The following is a 22,506-nucleotide window of genomic DNA, read 5'->3' as shown; positions in this document are numbered from 1 at the left end:
AGGGGCGTCTGTCTATTTTATAGCCAACAGCACAATACCCATGCCGATGGCAATGTTTGTTATTGTTTTATGATGCAATTATACCTCATTATAGCCAATCTGCAACCCCATCCGTCGGCCTTTTTGGGTCGGGGTTGGGCTAAAAAAAAGGCCCCAAATTTCTTTGGAGCCTTTTGAATAATTTCAGATTATTTTATTTCAGGTCTTTTTTTCCAAAGTCAACTATCACCGGTGTTGCCACGCAGATAGACGAGTATGTACCGAAAATAACCCCGATTAATAATGCGAACGAGAAGCCTTTGATAACATCGCCACCAAATATGAACAATACAATCAGTACGAATATTACCGTTAATGCAGTAATAATGGTACGGCTTAATGTACTGTTGATAGCGCGGTTAATAACATCTTCCGTTTGTTCATCTTTTGATTTATGGTCAAGGAACTCGCGGATCCTATCGAACACCACCACGGTATCGTTAATAGAGTAGCCGATAACCGTGAGGATAGCGGCGATGAACGCCTGGTCGATATCAAGCGAGAATGGTAATATTCCGTTGAACAACGAGAAGAACGATAACACCAGCAAGGCATCATGCGCGGTTGCAACCATCGCACCCAAACTAAACTGCCATTTGCGGAAACGGATAAAGATGTATGCCGAGATCACAAATATGGCGATCAATACCGTGTAAACAGCCGATGTTTTCAATTCTTCGGCAATGGTAGCGCTCACTTTCGATTGACCCTGGATGTCGCTATCGCTTATTTTAGTTTCTGGTTTGGCAGCCAGCGCTTCAATTAAAGTTTTTCTAACCTGTACATCAACTGCAGGGGTATTTTGCTGGATAAGATAATTTGTAGTGATACTGATCTTATCGGCACCCAAAGTTTTAACCTCGGTACCACGACCTAACAAAGATGGGTCTACAACGCTGTGTATTTGCTCAGTTGTTATGTTTTTATTAGGGAATATAATAGTAAAGTTACGGCCGCCTTCAAAATCGACACCGTAGCTAAAGCCCCGTACAAATATTGAAATGATACCCGCGGCGATAAACAAGCCAGAGAAAATGTAAAACTTAAAGCGGCTTTTAACAAACGCGTAGTTTGCATTTTTAAAGGTATGTGAACTCCATGGGTTGCTGAATTTAATATCCCAGCCTTTATCAAGCATCCACTCAAATATAACCCTTGAGATTAACAGCGAACAGAATAATGAAGTGATAATACCGATCATCAATGTAGTTGCAAAACCCTGGATAGGGCCCGAACCGAAGATGAACAGGATTAAACCGGTAAGGAAGGTACTGATTTGCGAATCGAGGATAGATGGCAGCGCGTGTTTGAAACCATCGGCAACCGCTATTTTCAATGATTTGCCTAAAGCAAGCTCTTCACGTACGCGCTCGTATACCAACACGTTGGCATCTACCGCTATACCTAAAGTAAGTACGATACCTGCAACACCCGGCACGGTAAGCACCGCACCTAAGCTGGTAAGTACACCCATCAGGAAAAATATGTTGATGATAACCGCAACCACCGCGACAGTACCTGCACGGTTATAGTACGCAATCATGAAAACAAGTACTACTACCAAACCCAGTACGCATGATAGCAAACTGGCGCTGATAGCTTGTTTACCTAACGACGGACCTACAACATCTTCAGATACGATGTGTGCAGGAGCAGGTAAACGACCGGCTTTTAACACGTTGGCCAAATCCCTTGTATCTTCCTGCGTAAAGCTTCCTTCAATGGATGATACACCACCCGAAATTTCATTTTGAACGTTAGGGGCCGAGTATACGTTATCGTCTAAAACGATAGCTATTGCTCTTTTGTTGGTTGCAGCAGCAGCCTCGGCAGTAACGGTGCGCCATTTTTGGGCACCTTCCGAGTTCATGATCATCACAACTTCGGGGCTGCCTTTTTGGTTAACATCGTTTCTTGCGTCGGTAATTACATCGCCAGAAAGTACCGGGCCGTTTTCGGCGCCGCTTAATTTAATGGCGTATAAAGAAAATGCTTTTTGTTTGGCATCCTTCATGGGTTTTACATCCCAAAGGAATTTCATATTGCGTGGTATTGCCGATTGCGCAAGTTTGCTATGCAGGTAGCTATTAACCTTGGCGGTATCTTTTAACAAAGCATAACCAACAACAGGACCGGTTCCTAATTGCTGCTGACCGTTTTGACCTGGATATAAGTTTAACGACATTACAGACAATAATGGATGTTGCGCAGCCAATTGCGATTTGCCGGCTAAAGCGCTTGCCGAAGTGTCTTTTTCAGCGCTTTTTTGAACCTTGCTTAGCAACGAGCCTGCTTTTTTAGCGGTATCTGTTTTAGCAGCCGCGGTTGCAGTTGTTTTGGTGGTATCGGTTTTAGCGGCCGTTTTGTTTTTTGCACCAAACAGGTTATCAACGGCTATAATGGTTTGGTAAGCTTCGCTATTATCAAATGTTTGATAAAACTCCAGCTTTGCCGTTCCTGACAACAGTTTACGAACACGGTCTGGTTCTTTAACACCAGGCAGCTCAATCAGGATGCGGTTTGAACTTGCCTCTAACTGGATGTTAGGCTGGGTTACACCAAACTGGTTGATACGGGTATTTAAAACCGTGAATGATTGTTTTACAGCAGTATTGGCCAAATCTTTCAAATAAGATTCAACTTCGCTGTTGGTGGCGTTGAATTTTAAGTGGTCCTGGTTATCTTTTGTTGAAAAGATAGCGGCCAGCTTGCCATCCGGGTTCAATTTCTCATACTCGCTTACAAACAGCGCGATATAATCTTTCTGGCTGGTTTTAGCGTCAGCCTGCAGTTTATCGGCGTTTGCCAAAGCCTGGTTGAATGTTGCATCGGGGTTGTTGTTCGCAATTTTGCGTACCAGCTCATCAAGCTGTATCTGCATCGTAACGTTCATTCCACCTTTAAGGTCCAAACCTAATGCAAGTTCCCTTTGCAGTACAAAAGCGTAAGTGTGTTTGAAGATCGGATATACCGGTTGTGTTGACATTGAATCCAGGTAAGCCTTCTCTTTTTCAGCATTTCCCTTTGCGTATGCCTTGGCATCACTCTCAACTTTTTGGGCCACCCATGTAAAAGACAGCTGGTAGATACACACAACTGCCAGCAGAACGGCGAAAAATTTAATAACCCCTTTACCTTGCATCGAATTTGTAATATGTAATTAATTAGTTTATAAGCTATTTTTAATAAGACGGCAAATCTAATAAAATTTCGCAAGCAGAAAATTTTAAATTAAAACAAATTGATGACAAAAAATGTTAGCGACGTTCCAGTGTAATAAACGAATAGCTATACTTGTTTTTGTCATCGGGCTCAAAATTTTCCCTTTGCGTTTCCTGCCAGTCCCCGGTGTTTAACTCAGGGAAAAAGGTATCACCTTCAAATTCCTGATCAATTATGGTGAGATATATGCGGTCTGTTAACGGGATGGCTTGCCTGTAAATTTCGGCACCACCCACAATAAATACTTCATCTTCACCGGCACAAAGCGCTAATGCCGCTTCAATTGATTTTACAACTTCGCACCCTTCAATGCTGATATCCTGGCGGGTAACTACAATATTCCTGCGCCTTGGCAATGGTTTGCCTACCGAATCGAATGTTTTGCGGCCCATGATAACCGTATGCCCGGTTGTAACATCTTTAAAATGCTTTAAATCGTTAGGCAGGTACCAAAGTAATTTATTGTCTTTGCCTATCGCACGGTTTTTGGCGATAGCGACGATTATAGATGTGGTCATTTGTTGAATGTCATTAAGTCATTGGGTCATTAAGTCATTGAATAGTGTTGAAAAACGCAATACATTTTACTTTTTGACATTGCCGATGAATTTTATGTAAATGTTTAATTTTAGATGAATTGATTCTAACTGTTGAATCAAAGAGTGATATTGATCCTGAGTTATCAGGTTTCTTTCCTGCGATTTAATCAGCCAAGTTTTTGTTTCAATGATTGAACCTCTGCTAAAGTAGCAGAAGTTTTTGTTTTCCTTGTAATGAAATCTCCCAAAACCTTCGGCTATGTTAGCACTGATGGAATCAGAAGAGCGTACCAACTGTTTACCAACAGTATCTTTTGCAAAATAGTCCCATTTAATTACAATATCCCAGATGGCACGTGCAAACACTGCCGACAGATTGTAAATCTCCAAATCCTCAATCCGGTTACTTATATTCAACAACGAAAATCCAAAAATGACCTAATGACGCGCAGCAAATGACTTAATGACTATTATACTGCCACGACCCCTTTAATATGCGGATGCGGATCATAATTTTCCAACGTAAAATCTTCAAATTTAAAGCCGAAAATATCTTTCACGTCCGGGTTTATCTTCATGGTTGGCAAGGGGCGGGGTTCCCGGCTCATTTGCAGGTTAACCTGTTCCAGGTGATTGTTATACAGGTGGGCATCGCCAAGGGTATGGATAAAATCGCCATAATCCAGATCGCAAACCTGGGCCACCATCATGGTAAGCAGGGCGTATGATGCGATGTTGAAAGGCACCCCTAAAAATATATCGGCGCTGCGTTGGTACAACTGGCACGATAGTTTGCCTTTGGTTTCGCCTTTCGCTTTATCAGCGGGCTCCACGTAAAACTGGAACAGGCTATGGCATGGCGGCAATGCCATCTGGTTTACTTCGGCTACGTTCCAGGCAGATACGATCATCCGGCGCGAATCCGGGTTGTTTTTTATCTGGTTAACTACCTGGGCAATCTGGTCAATATGGCCGCCATCAGGGGTAGGCCAACTGCGCCATTGCACACCGTAAACAGGGCCAAGGTTGCCATCCGCGTCGGCCCATTCGTCCCAAATGCGTACGCCATTTTCTTTCAGGTAACGGATATTGCTATCGCCGCTTAAAAACCATATCAACTCGTGGATGATAGATTTAAGGTGCAGCTTTTTGGTGGTCACCATCGGGAAACCATCTTTAAGGTTGAAACGCATCTGGTAGCCAAACACACTTACTGTACCGGTACCTGTCCTGTCGTGCTTTTGCGCGCCGGTTTCCAATACATGCTTCATCAAATCGAGATACTGTTTCATTTTTTTAGTTCATTAGTTCACTGGTTCATTGGTCTTGTCAGTCGGTTTACTGTATTAGCATTAGTTAGGGTATCGCGTTTAAAATCAGTATTTTAAAAATTAAACATGCAAATTAAACGCCGTCCTACCAATGAACTAATGAACCAGTAAACCAATGAACCAACCGCAAAGAAAAATAATCTGTGTTAACTATCCTAAATATGTGTAAAAATACAGGATTGTTAATCATTCCTAATCAATTGGAAGATGATAACTTTGCCGCGGTTAATTGAATAAGTTGATTAGGTTGAGTGGTTGATAAGTTAGAATTTTCGGGGTAAAAGAATCTTTGAAAATTACAAAACAAGATGGAGGCTAATTGTCTTCTCAACTTAATCAACTTAATCAACTTAATCAACTTAATCAACTTAATCAACTTAATCAACCCAATCAACCATTCACCCAAAACGCATGATCCTTTTTCCCAACGCAAAAATAAACATTGGCCTTAATATTACCGAACGCCGCCCGGATGGTTACCATAACCTGGAAACCATTTTTTATCCTGTTAACATTAAAGATGCGCTGGAAGTGGTTGTGAGTGATGAACTGAGTTTTACTTCATCCGGACTTGATATTCCGGGCAGGGTAGAGGATAACCTTTGTGTAAAAGGCTACCACATGCTTAAAAAAGACTTCGATTTACCGCCGGTAAGCATTCATCTGCATAAAAATATTCCGATAGGGGCCGGGCTGGGCGGAGGATCGGCTGATGCGGCTTTTTTTATCAGGCTGATGAATGAGCAGTTTAACCTATGCCTGTCGGTAGATGAAATGACCGGCTATGCACGCCGCCTTGGCGCTGATTGTGCTTTCTTTATTGAAAACAAACCGGTGTTCGCTTTTGAGCGGGGAGATGAATTTGAAACGATAAAACTTGATTTATCGGCTTACAAAATTGTACTGGTAATGCCCGATATTCATATTTCCACTTCAGAGGCCTTCAGCGGCATAAAACCAACCCCGGTTAAAGATTCCCTGTTGGAACTCATCACCGAACCCATAACCGAATGGAAAAAGCATATCAAAAACGATTTTGAAACTTCCATTTTTAAAAATCATATCGAGATTCGGGGCGTTAAAGCGGCACTTTATGAGGCCGGTGCAATTTATGCCAGCATGAGTGGGAGCGGGGCATCAGTGTTCGGAATATTTGACCGCGCGACCGATCTTGGATTTTTAGAAACGGACAACGAAGTGTTTTATCTGTAGCGTTAAGTCAACAGTACTAAGTCGTAAGTCTAAAGTTTAATTTTTTCTTTTTTGGCTCAGAACTTAAGACCTGGGGCGAAAATAGCATAGAAACCGTTTTTATTTGCGGGTAAACAGTACAAATTTACACGCTTCCTTTTATATTTCAAAACTGCCCTTTATTCATGCATAAATAGGTAAAAATAAGGTAATCAATTACAACTTTTCAGCAATAAATGCGCTGTTTATTGACACAAATAGTGTATTTATCGACACAAAAATAAGATGGATTTTTTTGTGCAAAAATTCAAAAAAAACAGTCTGAAAAGCCGGGTACTTTAATCTTTAAAACTACCCGGTTCGCCACCACTCCATCCTTATTTCTGAAGAAGTAAATTTAACCAGCCGGTAAAACAAGTCAAAATGGTTAATCATACAATTCGGCATCAACTCATTTTTGTCTTATCTCTTGATTCTAACCTCTTAACTCTACCTTTTAAAGTACTATTCGCCTGCCTTCTTTTATCGATCTTTTGGCTGCATCCAATATCTGCATCACTATCATGTTGTATCTTAATGACGATCGGTCGTTATGCGATTTGATAGGGTTTTTAAGCGCGGCCGTAAAATAAGGCACGGGTGCATCGGCCGGTGCGGCCAAAGCCGGGGCTTTAAAGCTGCGTACGTTGTTATTGAACCTCACTTCAACACTATCCTTATCAAAGGTGTGGATATAGCCTTTGGCGCCAAATATCTCCATGTCTTTGATGCCGTATGGCCAGTTCCATGATGCTTCTATCATGCCTGTGGCATTTGGGTATTCAACAATAATGGTGGCATCGTCCTCAACCTTTGGATATACCGATGGCTTGTAATGCCTGGCAACCGCGGTAACCGCTATTGGCCGTTGCCCCTGCATCAGCCACGTCATCATATTGGCGCCATAACAGCCAAAATCGTTCAGTGCACCCGCACCGTTTAGTATGGGGTCTGTTAACCAGCTTAAAAAATCTTCGCTGCAACCAATCTCGCGGGGACCCTGGTGACCGTCATGAAATACCATTTTGCGAATGGTGCCTACACTATCTGCCCGTACGGTATTATATGCGCTTTGTACTGATGGGTACCAGGTGGTTTCGTAATTGGTAAGCAGGTTAATATAGTATTTAAGCGCCAGGAATTCCATGCGCCTGGCCTGCTCAAGTGTAGCGGCCAACGGTTTTTCAACCATTACCGAAATGTGCAGCGGTGCACAGGTTTCTACCACATCAATGTGCTTGCCTACTGCATTGTAACCCAATACAATTACCGGTTTACGGGCAAGGCACATGGTTTTCAGGTCGTCAAAAAACAAAGAATCGGGTACGCCATACATTTTGCCATACTTGGTCCATAGCTTTTTATCGGGTTCGGCAATGCCAACAATATTAACATTGCCGTTGCGGTATTCGTTTAGTATCAGGTGAATATGGTCGTGGTTTAGGCCGGCTATGCCCACTTTTGGTCCAGTGGCTATTTTTTTCACCGGTACGGTGTCCTTTTTTATTAAAGTGGTATCCTTTAATAACTTTTTTGCAGTATCCGCAGGTAGTGCCTCCGGTTTATTGGGTACCATTGGGATAGTAGGGGTAGGGACGGTTGTTTGCGCCATGCTGATCGTAGCGCAACTAACAAAGATCAGGGCGAAAAATAATTTAACCCCCAGTTTAAAACATGTTTTCATAGTAGTACAGGTAGAAATTATTAAAATAAGGATGGATTGCCCCCAAGCTTTATTTTACCCAGGTGCTTGTAAGCGCTTTCGGTGCACTCACGGCCGCGGGCAGTGCGCATTAAAAAGCCTTCCTGTATTAAAAATGGTTCATAAACTTCTTCAATGGTGCCTTCATCTTCGCCAACTGCCGTCGCGATGGTTTTTAAGCCAACGGGGCCGCCTTTGAATTTATCAATAATCGTGCTCAGTATCTTGTTGTCCATCTCATCCAGGCCGTGCTCATCAACATTAAGGGCGTTAAGGGCATATTTGGCAATGGCAGTATCAATATTACCGTCACCTTTTATCTGCGCAAAATCGCGTGTGCGGCGCAGCAGGGCATTGGCTATACGAGGCGTACCACGGCTGCGGCGGGCAATTTCATAGGCGCCTTCATCGGTAATAGGGGTTTTAAGTATAGATGACGACCGCAGTACAATGGTGGTAAGCAGCTTGGCGTCGTAATACTCAAGCCTGGCATTAATACCAAACCGGGCCCTTAAAGGCGCGGTAAGCAGGCCCGAGCGGGTGGTAGCCCCCACCAGGGTGAATGGGTTGAGCGAGATTTGAACCGAGCGGGCGTTGGGGCCGCTCTCCAGCATAATGTCTATTTTAAAGTCCTCCATTGCCGAGTATAAATACTCTTCAACCAGGGGGCTTAAACGGTGTATCTCGTCAATAAATAAAATGTCGCCTGTTTCCAGGTTGGTGAGCAGGCCGGCAAGGTCGCCGGGTTTATCCAGTACGGGTCCCGATGTTATCTTGATGCCTACACTCATTTCGTTGGCGATGATGTGCGAAAGCGTGGTTTTGCCCAAGCCCGGAGGGCCGTGCAGCAATACGTGGTCAAGCGCTTCGCCGCGCTGGCGGGCTGCCTGTACAAATATTTTTAAGTTGGCTAATATTTTATGCTGACCGGTAAAATCCTCAAATTGCTGCGGACGCAAAACCTTTTCGATATCACGTTCAGTATTACTAAGGCGTTCCGGTGCCGGATCAAGATGCTCGTTCATTACCAACGAAATTAGTTTTTTTTAGCTGAAAGCGAAAGAATTTTTAGGTGAAAGGCTAAAGGCGAAAGGTCAAAGGTTTGTTTTACAGCCGAAAGATAAAAGGTCACAGGCGGGCAGCTCCATTTAATAGGCTAAAACTTAAAAACGAAGCATAGGTTTTGCCTTGGTTGATCACCTTTCACCTTTCACCTTTCACCTTTCACCTTTCACCTTTCACCTTTCACCTTTCACCTTTCACCTTTCACCTTTCACCTTTCACCTCTAGATCATCCTTCCGGGTATTTCCTGAAAATACTGTTAATTTTCATTTGAATTACACCAAAAAAAGCTTCCTTGAATATCCCGCCAGACATTTTGGACGTACCGAGGATGCGGTTGATGAATATAATTGGTACTTCTACCAGTTTAAAACCGTGTTTAACGGTAGTGTATTTCATTTCAATCTGGAAAGCGTAGCCCACAAATTTTATCTTATCAAGCTGAATGGTTTCCAACACTTTCCGGCGATAACACATGAATCCGGCTGTGGAGTCATGGACATCTATGCCGGTAATAAAACGCACGTATACCGATGCAAAGTAACTCATCAGTACGCGGCTCATGGGCCAGTTTACCACATTTACGCCGGTGCTATAGCGTGATCCGATGGCTGCGTCGGCACCATCAATACAGGCTTGCCGCAACTTTAGCAAGTCGTCCGGATTGTGCGAGAAATCGGCATCCATTTCAAAAATATAGTCGTAATGGCGCTCAATAGCCCATTTAAAACCATGAATGTAGGCAGTGCCTAAACCCTGTTTTCCCGCCCGCTCCACTAAAAAAAGCTGTTCGGGGTATACATTCATTAAATTTTTTACAATGACGCTGGTGCCATCCGGCGATCCGTCGTCAATGATGAGCAAATGAAAATCATGCGGGAGGGAAAATACTTTGCGGATCATCCGCTCAATATTTTCCTTCTCGTTATAGGTGGGTATAATAACTATGCTGTCTGGCACAAACTAATTCTGATGTTGAATGAATAAAACACAAAACAACGAATTTTATTATACAATCGGGTTATCGGGATGAATTGGGGTTACTTTATCGTCGTGAATATCCAGTCCTTTAGCCAACACCTCATCTACCAGGTAAGCTTTTTCCTTCAATCTTGGGCTTACAAAAAGAAACACCACAAAAAATACGAGGCAAATACCTGTGAAAAGCCAAAAGAAGGAGGCGCCTGTGAAACGGGCAAAATAACCATGATTTGCAATACTGTTATTTACGATGGTGTTAAAAAACGAACCTACCGAATACGTAAAATACCAGATAGCCGTCATGGTACTTTTCATAGACACTGGCGATTGCGTGTACGCGTACTCTAGTCCTACTAATGAAACCAATACCTCGCCTGCCGATAATACTGCATAAGCAAATATTTGCCACCAAACCGAAGGATGTAAACCCTTATCAACCTTTTCCTGTAATAAAGCAATAATCAAAAAGCTGCCGGCAGTAACCAACAAACCAAAGCCTATTTTACGAAGCGGGGTTAGCTTTAATCCCAGTTTAGTTGCCAGGGGATACAAAAAGAAATTGAAAAGAGGAATCATCGCCAACAGGAAAAAAGCATTTACCGTTTGTATCTGCGATGGCAGAATTTTCCAGTTTCTTATACCTAAACTCAAGTTGAGCTCTTTTGATTGTAGTACCCACTCGGCGCTATTCATATCCCATAACGACCAAAAAACGGGAATAAAAGCAAATACAGCCATGATACGCCAAACAGCTTTGATGCCATCCACTTTCTCGTATCCATATTTAGCTTCGGCTTGTTCCCAGGCTGTTCCGGGCGCTGTTGAGCGAAATTTGCACATCAACGCATAAAAACTCACTGATATAAAATTATCTTTATTAATGCCTTTTGGCGGCAGTTTTACATAGCTTTTACGGCCTGTAAAAAATATTACGCTTGCCAAGGCCATTAAAATACCCGGTACGCCAAACGCCCATGCCGCTCCCCAATGTTTGTAAATTACAGGGATAAGCGCCATACTGAACATTGAGCCGGCATTGATACTGAAATAAAACCAGCTGTAGATGGTGGTCATTAAAGATTGGTTGCTGTGATCAAACTGATCGCCCACGTTGGCAGATACACAAGATTTAATTGCGCCTGCCGAAAAAGCGATAATAATTAGGCCCGTTTGAAAACCGGTAAGGTTGGTATCAAACGTTGATAACAGAAAGTGACCAAATGTATATATGAGAGAGCCAATTAATATTACCCTGTATTTGCCAAAAAACCAATCGGCCAGTATAGCGCCCAGCAGGGGAGTGGCGTAAACCAATGTGGAAAACATGTGGTTTATGCTATTGGAATGTGCGTTAGCAACTATCGTGGATTCATGTTTAAAAAATTGGTCAACCAAAAATACGGCGAGGATGCTCCGCATTCCATAAAAACTGAAACGCTCTGCAAATTCATTTCCGATAATGAAAGGTACCGCCCGGGGGATTTTGCCAATTGATCGTGATTGTGCTACTGTTTTTTCCTGCATTTATTTGTCAACTTAAAGTTTTGCTAAAGTAGTATAAATCTTTTAAATCAGAATTTTATACCGAATGTGTTACAAACTAAGGGTGGATTGTTTTGATTATTAGCTGCTAATGTGGCTATAATTCTAAAATTAATGTGATGTTGGAACAAGCTTTTTATCGCGCAGGGCCTGCTTTTTAGGGTCGATATATTGAGGATCGATAGCGTTGCTGACATTGTCGGGTACGTTTCGCATGTCCAATTGTTCTACATACACCCAGCGGCCGTTTTTCAATTTATAGCCGTCATAAGTAAGGTCGGGCCCGAAGGTTTCAGGTTTATTTTTTTCCTTTGCGTCAGGAGGGGCAAGGTGGTCAAACACAATGAGGTTTTGCTCGGGTACATATCTAAGCAGCATGGAGGCCTGGCGGGCATATTCAAATACAACACGGTGGCGTGTTTTGCCATTGCCATCAAACACCGGCATGCCAAATAATGCCCCGGCATCATTAAATGAAAGCACATCAATTACCTTCTTGGTCGATTTTACGGTATTGCCTTTCCAGCCTATCAATATATAATAGGTTTTTGCGCCGTAAACAGGTACTATTTTATAATATTGCGCGCCCAGCCATTTGCGGTTATTTGCAACAGAATCTTCGGGGTTTTTAAAAAAAGGCGTATAATCTTCCAAAGGGTACATTTTTAAAAGGCCACCGGTGTTCATTTGTATAGTGCCGTAAAAACGGTAGCTGCCATCCTCGTTCATAATAGGCCATGTAAAAATCCGGAACCGGTTATCGGGCGAATTGATGATGCTGATGGTTTTAAGAGAATCGAAGCGGTACAGGAACGAATTGGGCGTTTTTAAGGCGCTCACCATCGTTTTAATAAACTTATAGTTGGCGCTTTTACGTACCAGGTCGGTTTCGTCGTTAATGAAGGTTTTGCCCAGTATTTTAAGGGTATCCTCGTAAAGTTTTAACTGTTTAATATGCGCGTTCTCGTCAGAGTGCTGGGCATAGGTATGAATACAAAGCAGGAGAGATACGATGGATGTAAGAAGCTTTTTAATCACGGTGTTAATATGATTTTGTTCTAAATATAGCTATATATTTCTAAAATTCGATGTCGTGGGTATCAGATGTTCAATTGCGGGGGCCTGTCAATCCTGAGCTTGTCGAAGCATGACGTATCCAATTTACTGTCATCCTGAGTAAGTTTTATTTGCGCACAAATAATGGCATTGCAGATGACAAATTTTTGCATTGATAATCAGTTAGTTATAAATGTGTCAATGGCAGGTACGAAGGATCTATCAGCTGTGCATGACCGCTAGAAAAGTTGGCGAATAGATGCTTCGTTCCTCCGCATGACAGTCTTTTATTTTTAATGTCTTTCCCCCTTCAGTATTTCGCAAAATTTTTTCACCTGTTATTTAAACCTACTAACGTAAATTTTCGATAACCATTGCGCTGGCGCCGCCGCCGCCGTTACAAATTCCGGCAGCCCCAAATTTACCCTGGTTTTGTTTTAATACGTTAATTAAGGTCACAATGATTCGTGCGCCCGAGGCGCCCAGCGGGTGGCCTAAGGAAACTGCACCGCCGTTAACGTTAACTTTTGCAGGATCGAGCTTTAAAAGTTGGTTATTGGCAATTGCTACAACAGAGAATGCTTCGTTGATTTCAAAAAAGTCGATTTGGTTTGATGATAAACCGGCTTTGTGTAATGCTAATGGGATAGCCTTTGATGGGGCAGTGGTAAACCATTCTGGCGCCTGCTGCGCGTCGGCGTAAGATACAATGCGGGCAAGCGGTTTAATGCCCAGCTCATCAGCTTTTTCACGGCTCATTAATACCAAAGCTGCCGCGCCATCATTTAGGGTTGATGCATTGGCGGCCGTTACCGAGCCATCTTTTTTAAAAACAGGTTTTAATGAAGGGATTTTATCAAACTTGACGGCTTTAGGCTCTTCGTCATCGGCAAACTGGGTAATATCGCCTTTTTTGTCTTTCAGCTCAACAGGGGTTATTTCATTTTTGAATTTACCTTCGGCCTGGGCTTTTTGTGCCCGGTTATAAGATTCAATGGCAAATGCATCCTGCTCCTCGCGGCTGATGTTACAATCAACGGCGCAAAGCTCGGCTGCCGAGCCCATGTGGTAATCATTATAAACGTCCCAAAGGCCATCTTTTACCAGGCCATCGGTAATTTGGCCGTTGCCTAAACGGTAGCCGTTTCGGGCTTTATCCAGGTAATAGGGCACATTGCTCATACTCTCCATCCCCCCGGCAATAACAATATCATTTTGGCCAAGGGCAATGCTTTGCGCGGCCAGCATAATGGCCTTCATACCCGAAGCGCAAACTTTATTAACTGTAGTAGCAGGCAAATATGGCAGCCCTGCAAATATTGCTGCCTGGGTAGCCGGCGCCTGCCCCAAATTGGCCGACATCACATTACCCATATAAACTTCCTGAACCTGGTTGGTGCTTAAACCGGCTTTTTCAACTACCGATTTAATAACTTGTGCGCCAAGCTGTGTGGCGCTCAACGTGGCTAAGCTACCCCCAAAACTACCTATAGGCGTACGGGTGGCGGCTACTATTACTACTTCTCTCATGTGTCCCTCATTAAAATTGGTAGGCAAATTTAGTTATTTTGCATACAGTTGGCAGTTTTAAGTTAGCAGTTTGCAGCAACCGTTTTGTGGAACAGTTAGTTTATCAATAATTTTTAACAACCAACTTGCAAACTGCAAACTAAAAACTGCCAACTGGTTACTTCTTCTTCGCCCCTTTTTTACGTACAAGCAGTGCCTGTTGCATCAGGTATTCTATCTGTCCGTTTGTGCTTCTGAATTCTTCGGCAGCCCAGGCTTCCAGTTCCTTTAATACATCAGGGTTAATGCGTAATACAAATGCCTTTTTTTCAGCCATATCAACCCCCTGTACCTGCCGCGGCTGCGGCTTGTGCTTGTTTTATCAAAATTAAATTAACTCCCAATAATACCAGCAATGGCATATCGGGTATGGCTTTCAGTTTATCCAGGTCAACTGACACTTCAAAAGGCCTTTTAAAGCCCCACACAGCAGCTTTTACGCTTAAAATGTCGCCATGTTGATCGCTTGTTAAACTAAATGTGCGGGTAAAAAGCTTTTTGTATGCATACATGGCTTCAAAGCCATTGTTCATGCTTAATTTTACCTTACGGGATAATATCTCGGGGGTTATGGCGCCCAATTCTATTTCATTAATGTCTTTTATCAATAAAGTGCGGCTAAAAATGGCTTTGCGCTTAATGATCCATGTTTTTTGTGCCGATTCCAGTATCGTCGTGGTTTTCCAAATGCTGGCATGGGTTAGCTTTCCGTAGCTGAATTGCCCATCGCTGAGTTCAAAAGATGGCCTGAAAAGGCCATTCTTTATAATGATCAGTTGGTTGGTGCGTAACTGATCAAAGCTTCTAAACTGGTCCATATTATTAATGATATAAGGTACCTGTATTTACCACGGGATTAACGCTTCTGTCACCACATAATACAACCAGCAGGTTGCTAACCATGGCTGCCTTCTTTTCTTCGTCAAGCTCCACAATGTTTTTTTCTGATAGCTTGTTCAAGGCCATCTCTACCATGCCAACAGCGCCTTCAACAATAAGCCTGCGGGCGGCAATAATGGCCGATGCCTGTTGTACCTGCAGCATGGAGTGCGCAATTTCGGGCGCGTAAGCCAGGTGCGAGATTCTTGCTTCCAATACTTCAATACCGGCGCGGTCGAGCCTTTCATTTAATTCTTTTTCCAGCAAAAGGCTCACCTGCTCGGCCCCGCCACGTAAGGTAATGGTAGCTGTTTCATCCTCCAGGTTATCATATGGGAACGAGTTGGCCAGGTGCCTTACAGCAGCCTCACTTTGTATATTTACGTACTGGATATAATTTTCGACCGCGAAAACCGCGCTGGCGGTATCTTTTATCTGCCATACAATTACGGCAGCAATTTCAATAGGATTGCCAATGCTGTCGTTTACTTTTAGTTGCTGCCCGTTAAGGTTAAATGCCCTTAATGATACTTTTCTTTTTACGGTAAAGGGGTTTACCCAAAAAAAGCCATCTTTTTTAACGGTACCTAAATATTTACCAAAAAGGGTAAGCACTTTTGATTCGTTGGGGTTAACGATAACCAAACCCGGCAGTATAAAAGCAAAACCTATAATGCCTATTATGGCGCCAATAGGTTCTTCGCCAATAAAAAAGCAAACAGCGGCGGCTGCCAACATTGCCAACAGCAATATAAATGCAGCAAAACCCGAGGGTGGGTTGATGGTTTTTTCGGAGTTCATGGTGATTTAATTTGATTTTAAAATGATATCACAAAGATATCATAATTAAAATCATAAAAGCAAGAAAATCAGGCAATAATTAACAGTCCGTGGATGAACCACAAAATATCGATTTAGCAAACTGTATCGAACTCTGATATCGAAAAGGATTGGTGTAATAACCGGAAATAAAGCGTCTTGATTCCTGACCCTAAGCTCTTGACGCTATTTTTTAATAGCCTGTTTTGAACAGTCGGCCCCATAGCCTGCCGAAGAAACCTTTTTCGCCCATAGGGATGTAGCTTGAATTCATAGGATGCTCAATTACGGCGCCAAATTTCAACGAAAAGCCAAGAAATATGTCCATGCCGGAGTAGGTGCCAATATGATCTATCTGGGTTTGGTTACCCAGTGCGGCAAATGCAAGCCTGCCTGTGTTAATAAGCCTTTCGGAGCCTCCGTATACCTCAAAGTTCGGAGTTTTATACATAAACTGTGCACCCACATTAAATAGCTTCATATCATCGTAACTGGCTGTAATGGTGGCGGTATAGTTTTGATATTGCACGTGGTTAACCAATGCAGCGGTAAACCCTGTAAACCAAAACTCTTTGGAGCCTATTAGGGTTGGCGTGTATTTGAAATTATTATCGTAATCTATCCAGTATGTTTTTGACGCGCTTAACTCGCCCCTGGCATTTGTTTTTGTAGTAAACGAGCCTATTTTTGACATTGCCTGGGTGCTTCGGAAAAGCTTAATTACGGCATTGTAGATGCTATCTTCCCTGCCACCTGACCTTAACCCGGTTATGGTTGTAGTATTATCAAAATCAGAAGCAAGCGAACGGCTGCTCCAGTGTATAAAGCCTAAATCTTTAATATTTGCCTGTATGGTTATGTTATCGTCAGTTATGTAAGATGTTCCAATGGTTATAGAAGCGCCCGGGCTTCGGAACGTAGGCAGGTAATCGTGTGCCGAAGGCTGGCCCGGTATGTAGCTCGAATAATAACGGCCGCGCATGCTGACGGTAGCCTGGTTATTAACCGTATCAAACACAGCGTGTGAACCTGTAACATCGAGCTTTGAATATTTTATGCCCAGCAAAGCACTCAGCTTAAAACCAAAGGCAAACTGCTTATTAATCCGTTCGCGGTACGAATAACTGACCTGGTTATATGTTTGATATTGAAAATGATTGTTAAAGATATCATCGTAAGGATTGCCTTTAAAATTACGTACATCGTCAAACAAAGCAATCGTTTCATCAGATATAAGGCCACGGCTTTCTGCTTTTAATTGATACGAAAAGCCCATTTCTACATCGCCATTAAGACTTGTGAAAGATTTAAGCATAATCGCATAAGCATTAACGTTGGCATTAATATGGTTATATTTGCTTTTACCAATTTCTAAATATGCTGATTGATAAGTGTTTGGCGATGCAAATAGGCGTCTTTTTAGCGACTGTTGTATGTCGCCGGTAACATAAGCATTGGCATTAAAGTTGGGTATAAAAAAGTTGAATGCATATTGCCTGCTTGAGTCGGGTATAAATGATCTTACCGATGGGTTTTCGAACGAATCATAAAGCGTACCAGTGTTATACTGCGAAAATTGCTGGGCCGATACMGAGAAAGAAATGAGCAAAAAGAAAAGGACAATGTAAATTTTATTCATATATAATATCTCGTCGTGCCTTAGTTCGTTTTAATTTTTTTAAAGATAAAATTCAAAACGGGTTATCTGTAAAAAAGAATAAATTAATCAAAGGGTTTAACGTATTTAAGTATAAATTGGTTGTGAGCGTGCCAAAGTAAATTTATTTTGTAAACGCAGCACTGTCAATATTGTTTATTTTCATACAAAAATTGGTATAAAAATTCTTGTCGGATGCTGTGAATTGATAAGCTGCTCCGTAAAAATCTTTCCAGCCGGGATGATTGTTTTCAAAAGCGTCATAGAACGAGTCTCTGAGGTCGCGTTTTAATATTTGCTGCGCGTTTTTAAAATTGATAAAAAAGGCCACATTGCTACGTTCGGCAAGCAAATTGTCAAACTGGTTATACTGTTCGGTTTTGCTGATGAATTTACGGTTGATATAGGTATCGGTATAACTGGTTAGTTCTGATGGCGATGCTGCCAGCACCAGGTAGTTGTCTATAATCATGAAATATGGTTTCCTGAAAATGCTAAAAGCATCTCCCAATAAAAAAAACGGAATTTTTTCATAATTAAACTGCCCCATGCCGTCATTTACCATAGTACTGATGTTGGTCATCAAAGGCAATAGCTTTGAACCATCTTTAACCGAAATAATGGCAAATTTTTCCTGGTATCGGGTTGTAACCACAGCAAACTCATTGCTTAATAAAGGCTCAAATTCGGTTTTTAACAATAAGCCGGTCTCCTGTTTAATTTTGCCGAAAAGTTTATCCTTTTCATCGTTTACGCCTGCCTTAAGGTGCCATTGAGATAAATCGGCCTCAAATTTTTGCGGGTCGGATACGGCAAAACAAATACTATAGGCCGTAGTTGCCGGGAATATATCTTTTAAGCGATTGTTAACAGGCTGCTGTTTGGTAAACAGGTTTAAGTAACTATAGGAACGATTGTTTAAACTGGTTATCCCATTAAACATTAAAGCATCGTTTTTGTAGTTTATGCTCAGCGCGGCAACGGCCGGCAATAAACGAAAGCTTTTAAAAATATCGGTATTCTTGTTTTTAAAAAACTCGTCAAAAAGGGGCGATAACTGCCCGTAATTGATATATAAATTGGCCAGTGAGTTGGCGTTTTGCTGATCGGGCAGGGGTACAAATATGGTTTTGCTTTTGTCGCTTTTGTATAGCGCGCTTAAGTCTATCAAAGCTTTTGAAAAACTGCCTACAAAAATATTATCCTCTTTTTTAATGATGTAAAAATGCTTGTTGATACCCTTTAGCAAAATATCGTACTCAAGCCCAATGGCATTGCGGTTAATAGTAATTGAAAGCGCCCCCTTTGATTGCCCTGTTATCTGGTTAAATGAGTTTGGATCAAAACCGGCAGATGCGGTTGTGGTTACCAACAATCCTATATCGCCGGTATCTGATGGATGAACGGAAACGAACACATTTTGGCCCAAAAAAAACTGATCGGACAGGGGAGACAACATCAGCAACCTGCGTAAGGTATCCAGATCGTTTAGTTTTTGTTTGCCAATAACAGCAGCCAACAGGTGGTTGCCATTAAAGATATCATAAAAGCCCTTTTCGTTATTAAATTCAAATACGGCAACCGCATTATCGGGAATGCTTTGCATTACCTGGTTATTGCGTACGCCCGGCGGGTTTAAATTTTTAAAATATACAACCGTTATAAATACAGTGGCAGCCAGTAAAATTATGGTGGTTACTATCAGTCGTCTCATAGCGGTTTGCTTTACAAAGATAGAATTTTACCCTGCGGCATTAAAGTAATACTTTCAATTGGTTAACTTAGCTTTTTATATCTGCATGAACAAACAAATAATCGTCACCGCTTCGCTTTTAGGAATGCTGGCCGTAATAACCGGCGCTTTTGGGGCACATGGGCTTAAAGCAGTTTTGCAGCCCAGCCAGTTAGAGGTTTGGCACACTGCCGTACAATACAATTTTTACCATGTATTTGCCCTGCTTTTTCTTGCTACCTTTAAAGAGCCAAAGGGAAAGCTGATCAAAGCTGCTTATTACCTGTTTACCTTCGGGATAATATTTTTTTCGGGATCATTATACCTGCTAAGCTGCCGTGATATTATAGGCTGGAACTGGCTGATATACATGGGCCCGATAACACCACTGGGCGGCCTGCTGTTTATTTTAGGCTGGCTAGTGATGGCGATAGCTGCTTTCGGCGATAAAGTTAAATAGAGTCAAGAGTCAAGAATCAAGAGCCAAGACGGAAAACAGGTGGCCGTTTGGGTTCAGAATCTCGACAAGAATTAACAAACAAGAATTTAAAGTTTATCATCAAGAATTAAGATGGAGAAATAGGCGATGGTTGTCTTGATTCTTGACTCTTAATTCTTGACTCTGCTAAAAACAAAATGTTAGAGTTTGCCGAAATTGAGTATACCGATCGTAAAACGCTTTTTGTAGAGGTGATTTTGCCGCTGTCTATCTCAAAAAATTATACTTACCGCGTGCCTTTTGAAATGAACAACGCCATTGCCATTGGAAAAAGGGTTGTGGTGCAGTTTGGTAAAAGCAAGCTTTATACAGCGGTGGTTAAAGATATAAGCGAACTGGCGCCCGAAAAATACGAGGCTAAGTATATAATTGAAGTACTTGATAACCTGCCGGTGGTTACGCCCCACCAACTGCACTTTTGGCAATGGGTGGCCGATTATTACATGTGTAACGTAGGCGAGGTAATGAATGCTGCGTTGCCTGCCGCGCTGAAACTGGCCAGCGAAACCAAAATTGAACTTAATAAAGAATTTGATATAGACCGGAGCGCGCTGCACGATAAGGAGTTTTTAATTGTGGAGGCGCTGGATATTCAGCCCGAATTAACCATCAGCGACATAGCTAAACTGTTAGGCCAAAAAACGGTTATGCCTATTTTGAAGCTGATGTTTGAGAAAAATCTCATCCACATTAGCGAGGAAGTAAGCGAACGGTACAAGCCCCGCAAACGTACTTTTATCACCTTAAACCCGGTTTACAACAACCCGGATAACCTGCGCGAATTATTCCCGATACTGGAAAAACGTGCGCCTAAACAAGCCGATGCCTTGCTGGCGTATATCAAACTGTCGCGTACCCAAAAGGCTATCACCAAAAACGAGTTGATTGAGGAGAGCGGGGCGGGTGAATCTAGTATAAAGTCACTCATAGAAAAGGAAATTTTATTTGCGGTTGAAAAAAATGTAAGCCGGCTGCATTTTGAGGACGATATAGACGCCGTAACCAATTTTGAGTTAAACGAACAGCAGGCTGAAGTGCTGGAAAGTATCCGCCGGCAATTGCAGGAGAAGGACGTAACGCTGTTGCATGGCGTAACGTCATCCGGCAAAACGCAAATTTATATCCGGCTTATTGAGGAAATGATGCGCGAGGGCCGCCAGGTGCTTTACCTATTGCCCGAGATTGCGCTTACAACCCACATCATCGAACGGTTACGTATTTATTTTGGCGCCGATATTGGCGTATACCATTCCCGTTTTAATGATAATGAAAGGGTAGAGGTTTGGCAAAAAGTGCTTAATAACGATTATAAGGTGATCCTGGGCGCACGATCATCTTTGTTTTTGCCCTTTAATGATCTTGGGTTGATTATTGTTGACGAAGAACACGAAACATCCTACAAACAGTTTGATCCTGCCCCACGCTACAACGCGCGCGATGCCGCTATATTTTTAGCCAATATGCACCGGGGAAAAGTGCTGCTGGGTTCGGCAACGCCATCATTTGAAAGTTATCATAATGCCAAAACCGGTAAGTATGGCTTCGCGGAGCTAACCGAGCGTTTTGGCGGTGTACAACTACCCGATGTGGAAGTTGTGAGTATTGCCACGGAAACCAAGCAAAAAACTATCCAATCGCATTTTACCAGTGTGTTAATGGCTGGCATAACCGAGGCTTTGACCAATAAAGAGCAGGTGATATTGTTCCAGAACCGGCGTGGTTACGCCCCGGTACTGATGTGCAAAATCTGCGCGTTTACGCCCAAATGTATTAATTGTGATGTAAGCCTTACTTACCATAAAAGCAGCGGTAAGCTGCATTGTCATTACTGCGGGTATAAGGAAGATTCGCCATCTATTTGCCCGGCCTGCGGGTCTACGCACCTGGAATACAAGGGTTTTGGTACCGAAAAAATTGAAGATGAGTTAAGCCTGCTATTGCCCGATGCCCGTATTGCCCGCATGGATCTGGATACCACCCGTGCACGCAACTCGCTGCAAACCATATTGAACGACCTGGAGGAAAAGAAAATAGATATACTGGTAGGCACCCAAATGGTAGCCAAAGGGCTCGATTTTAGCGACGTTACACTGATAGGAATCATTAATGCCGATAGCCTGCTCAAGTTTCCGGATTACCGCGCCAACGAACGCAGTTTCCAGATGCTGGCGCAGGTAAGCGGCAGGGCGGGGCGCAGGGGCAAGCAAGGAAAGGTGGTGATACAAACTTATGACCCGTTCCATCGCGTTATTAAACAGGTGATAGCTAATGATTACAGCGATTTGTACTATACGGAGATGGCTGAACGTAGAAGTTTTAAATATCCGCCGTTCTACCGTATTATTAATTTAGACATCAAACATAAAAATCCCGAAATACTGTATAATCAATCGGTTTACCTGGCCAATGAGTTGCGTAAACATTTCGGCGAAAGAGTGATTGGCCCCGAGTCGCCGTTGATTAGCCGCATCCGTAATTTTTATATTAAATCTATCATGTTAAAGTTTGAGAAAGATGGGATTTCGATTGTAAAGGCCAAGGCGATATTAAAGGACGTAATTGTGCAGTTTCAGACTACGAAGTTGAGTAAAGGGAGTATTGTACAGCCGGATGTGGATCCTTATTAAATAATGTTTCCCCTTTGTC

General features: G+C 42.5%; 18 protein-coding genes. 3 read left to right on the top strand and 15 right to left on the bottom strand.

The annotated features are described in order from the left end of the window. Positions 1-193 precede the first annotated feature (193 nt). The 4 genes from secDF to AC1DXF_RS22700 form a co-directional block, all read right to left on the bottom strand. Entirely contained in the window at positions 194-3,181 is a 2,988-nt protein-coding gene (secDF, locus tag AC1DXF_RS22715) for a protein translocase subunit SecDF (RefSeq protein ID WP_477450989.1), read from the bottom strand. Positions 3,182-3,296: 115 nt separating this feature from the next. After that, positions 3,297-3,779 (bottom strand): dihydrofolate reductase, encoded by a 483-nt coding sequence (locus tag AC1DXF_RS22710; protein ID WP_477450988.1) that lies wholly within the window; start codon positions 3,777-3,779, stop codon positions 3,297-3,299. A 66-nt stretch (positions 3,780-3,845) separates the two neighbouring features. After that, positions 3,846-4,190: a four helix bundle protein gene (locus AC1DXF_RS22705; protein ID WP_477450987.1), complete on the bottom strand. Its 345-nt coding sequence runs from the start codon at positions 4,188-4,190 to the stop codon at positions 3,846-3,848. 80 nt (positions 4,191-4,270) lie between these two features. Beyond that, positions 4,271-5,092: a thymidylate synthase gene (locus AC1DXF_RS22700; RefSeq protein ID WP_477450986.1), complete on the bottom strand. Its 822-nt coding sequence runs from the start codon at positions 5,090-5,092 to the stop codon at positions 4,271-4,273. 450 nt (positions 5,093-5,542) lie between these two features. Between AC1DXF_RS22700 and ispE the strand changes: the two genes are divergently transcribed. After that, positions 5,543-6,343 carry a 4-(cytidine 5'-diphospho)-2-C-methyl-D-erythritol kinase gene (ispE, locus tag AC1DXF_RS22695; protein WP_477450985.1) on the top strand — a complete coding sequence of 267 codons (801 nt, stop codon included), beginning with the start codon at positions 5,543-5,545 and terminating at the stop codon, positions 6,341-6,343. A gap of 475 nt (positions 6,344-6,818) precedes the next feature. On the opposite strand, the gene AC1DXF_RS22690 is transcribed toward ispE, so the two are convergent. From AC1DXF_RS22690 to AC1DXF_RS22640, 11 genes are all read right to left on the bottom strand, one after another. Then, a complete protein-coding gene (locus AC1DXF_RS22690) occupies positions 6,819-8,045 on the bottom strand; it encodes a Gfo/Idh/MocA family protein (protein ID WP_477450984.1) in 1,227 nt (408 codons plus the stop codon). Between the two features lie 20 nt (positions 8,046-8,065). Then, positions 8,066-9,088: a Holliday junction branch migration DNA helicase RuvB gene (ruvB, locus tag AC1DXF_RS22685; protein ID WP_147052417.1), complete on the bottom strand. Its 1,023-nt coding sequence runs from the start codon at positions 9,086-9,088 to the stop codon at positions 8,066-8,068. A gap of 266 nt (positions 9,089-9,354) precedes the next feature. Further along, positions 9,355-10,086, bottom strand: a complete 732-nt coding sequence (locus AC1DXF_RS22680; protein ID WP_477450983.1) for a polyprenol monophosphomannose synthase — start codon at positions 10,084-10,086, stop codon at positions 9,355-9,357. A 48-nt stretch (positions 10,087-10,134) separates the two neighbouring features. Beyond that, the gene (locus AC1DXF_RS22675; RefSeq protein ID WP_477450982.1) at positions 10,135-11,631 is read right to left on the bottom strand and encodes a POT-type proton-dependent oligopeptide transporter; all 1,497 of its coding nucleotides are present in this window, start codon (positions 11,629-11,631) and stop codon (positions 10,135-10,137) included. A 129-nt stretch (positions 11,632-11,760) separates the two neighbouring features. Further along, on the bottom strand, positions 11,761-12,687 hold the full coding sequence (locus AC1DXF_RS22670; protein ID WP_477450981.1) for a hypothetical protein: 927 nt from the start codon (positions 12,685-12,687) through the stop codon (positions 11,761-11,763). Positions 12,688-13,056: 369 nt separating this feature from the next. Beyond that, positions 13,057-14,235, bottom strand: coding sequence for an acetyl-CoA C-acyltransferase (locus AC1DXF_RS22665; RefSeq protein WP_477450980.1), 1,179 nt, complete (start codon positions 14,233-14,235; stop codon positions 13,057-13,059). A gap of 157 nt (positions 14,236-14,392) precedes the next feature. Then, complete coding sequence (locus AC1DXF_RS22660; RefSeq protein WP_477450979.1) at positions 14,393-14,551, bottom strand: type II toxin-antitoxin system antitoxin; 159 nt, start codon at positions 14,549-14,551, stop codon at positions 14,393-14,395. Position 14,552: 1 nt separating this feature from the next. Then, positions 14,553-15,092, bottom strand: a complete 540-nt coding sequence (locus AC1DXF_RS22655; protein ID WP_477450978.1) for a hypothetical protein — start codon at positions 15,090-15,092, stop codon at positions 14,553-14,555. Between the two features lie 4 nt (positions 15,093-15,096). Beyond that, complete coding sequence (locus AC1DXF_RS22650) at positions 15,097-15,954, bottom strand: SPFH domain-containing protein (protein ID WP_477450977.1); 858 nt, start codon at positions 15,952-15,954, stop codon at positions 15,097-15,099. A gap of 211 nt (positions 15,955-16,165) precedes the next feature. After that, positions 16,166-17,611, bottom strand: a complete 1,446-nt coding sequence (locus tag AC1DXF_RS22645) for a DUF5723 family protein (RefSeq protein WP_477450976.1) — start codon at positions 17,609-17,611, stop codon at positions 16,166-16,168. 142 nt (positions 17,612-17,753) lie between these two features. Continuing rightward, a complete protein-coding gene (locus AC1DXF_RS22640) occupies positions 17,754-19,343 on the bottom strand; it encodes a hypothetical protein (RefSeq protein WP_477450975.1) in 1,590 nt (529 codons plus the stop codon). Between the two features lie 85 nt (positions 19,344-19,428). On the opposite strand from AC1DXF_RS22640, the gene AC1DXF_RS22635 reads away from it, so the two are divergent. Together AC1DXF_RS22635 and priA are read left to right on the top strand one after the other, a co-directional pair. After that, on the top strand, positions 19,429-19,821 hold the full coding sequence (locus AC1DXF_RS22635; protein WP_477450974.1) for a DUF423 domain-containing protein: 393 nt from the start codon (positions 19,429-19,431) through the stop codon (positions 19,819-19,821). 176 nt (positions 19,822-19,997) lie between these two features. Beyond that, positions 19,998-22,487, top strand: a complete 2,490-nt coding sequence (priA, locus tag AC1DXF_RS22630) for a replication restart helicase PriA (RefSeq protein ID WP_477450973.1) — start codon at positions 19,998-20,000, stop codon at positions 22,485-22,487. The last annotated feature ends 19 nt before the right edge of the window (positions 22,488-22,506 follow it).

The organism is Mucilaginibacter sp. P2_A5 (assembly GCF_056404995.1).
This window is presented reverse-complemented; position numbering and strand designations above follow the sequence as displayed.

What these genes read in the sequence shown, in the direction of transcription:
- secDF (WP_477450989.1), bottom strand. Translation starts at nt 3,181, where the DNA reads ATGCAAGGTAAAGGGGTTATTAAATTTTTCGCCGTTCTGCTGGCAGTT.
- AC1DXF_RS22710 (WP_477450988.1), bottom strand. Translation starts at nt 3,779, where the DNA reads ATGACCACATCTATAATCGTCGCTATCGCCAAAAACCGTGCGATAGGC.
- AC1DXF_RS22700 (WP_477450986.1), bottom strand. Translation starts at nt 5,092, where the DNA reads ATGAAACAGTATCTCGATTTGATGAAGCATGTATTGGAAACCGGCGCG.
- ispE (WP_477450985.1), top strand. Translation starts at nt 5,543, where the DNA reads ATGATCCTTTTTCCCAACGCAAAAATAAACATTGGCCTTAATATTACC.
- AC1DXF_RS22690 (WP_477450984.1), bottom strand. Translation starts at nt 8,045, where the DNA reads ATGAAAACATGTTTTAAACTGGGGGTTAAATTATTTTTCGCCCTGATC.
- ruvB (WP_147052417.1), bottom strand. Translation starts at nt 9,088, where the DNA reads ATGAACGAGCATCTTGATCCGGCACCGGAACGCCTTAGTAATACTGAA.
- AC1DXF_RS22675 (WP_477450982.1), bottom strand. Translation starts at nt 11,631, where the DNA reads ATGCAGGAAAAAACAGTAGCACAATCACGATCAATTGGCAAAATCCCC.
- AC1DXF_RS22665 (WP_477450980.1), bottom strand. Translation starts at nt 14,235, where the DNA reads ATGAGAGAAGTAGTAATAGTAGCCGCCACCCGTACGCCTATAGGTAGT.
- AC1DXF_RS22660 (WP_477450979.1), bottom strand. Translation starts at nt 14,551, where the DNA reads ATGGCTGAAAAAAAGGCATTTGTATTACGCATTAACCCTGATGTATTA.
- AC1DXF_RS22655 (WP_477450978.1), bottom strand. Translation starts at nt 15,092, where the DNA reads ATGGACCAGTTTAGAAGCTTTGATCAGTTACGCACCAACCAACTGATC.
- AC1DXF_RS22650 (WP_477450977.1), bottom strand. Translation starts at nt 15,954, where the DNA reads ATGAACTCCGAAAAAACCATCAACCCACCCTCGGGTTTTGCTGCATTT.
- AC1DXF_RS22640 (WP_477450975.1), bottom strand. Translation starts at nt 19,343, where the DNA reads ATGAGACGACTGATAGTAACCACCATAATTTTACTGGCTGCCACTGTA.
- AC1DXF_RS22635 (WP_477450974.1), top strand. Translation starts at nt 19,429, where the DNA reads ATGAACAAACAAATAATCGTCACCGCTTCGCTTTTAGGAATGCTGGCC.
- priA (WP_477450973.1), top strand. Translation starts at nt 19,998, where the DNA reads ATGTTAGAGTTTGCCGAAATTGAGTATACCGATCGTAAAACGCTTTTT.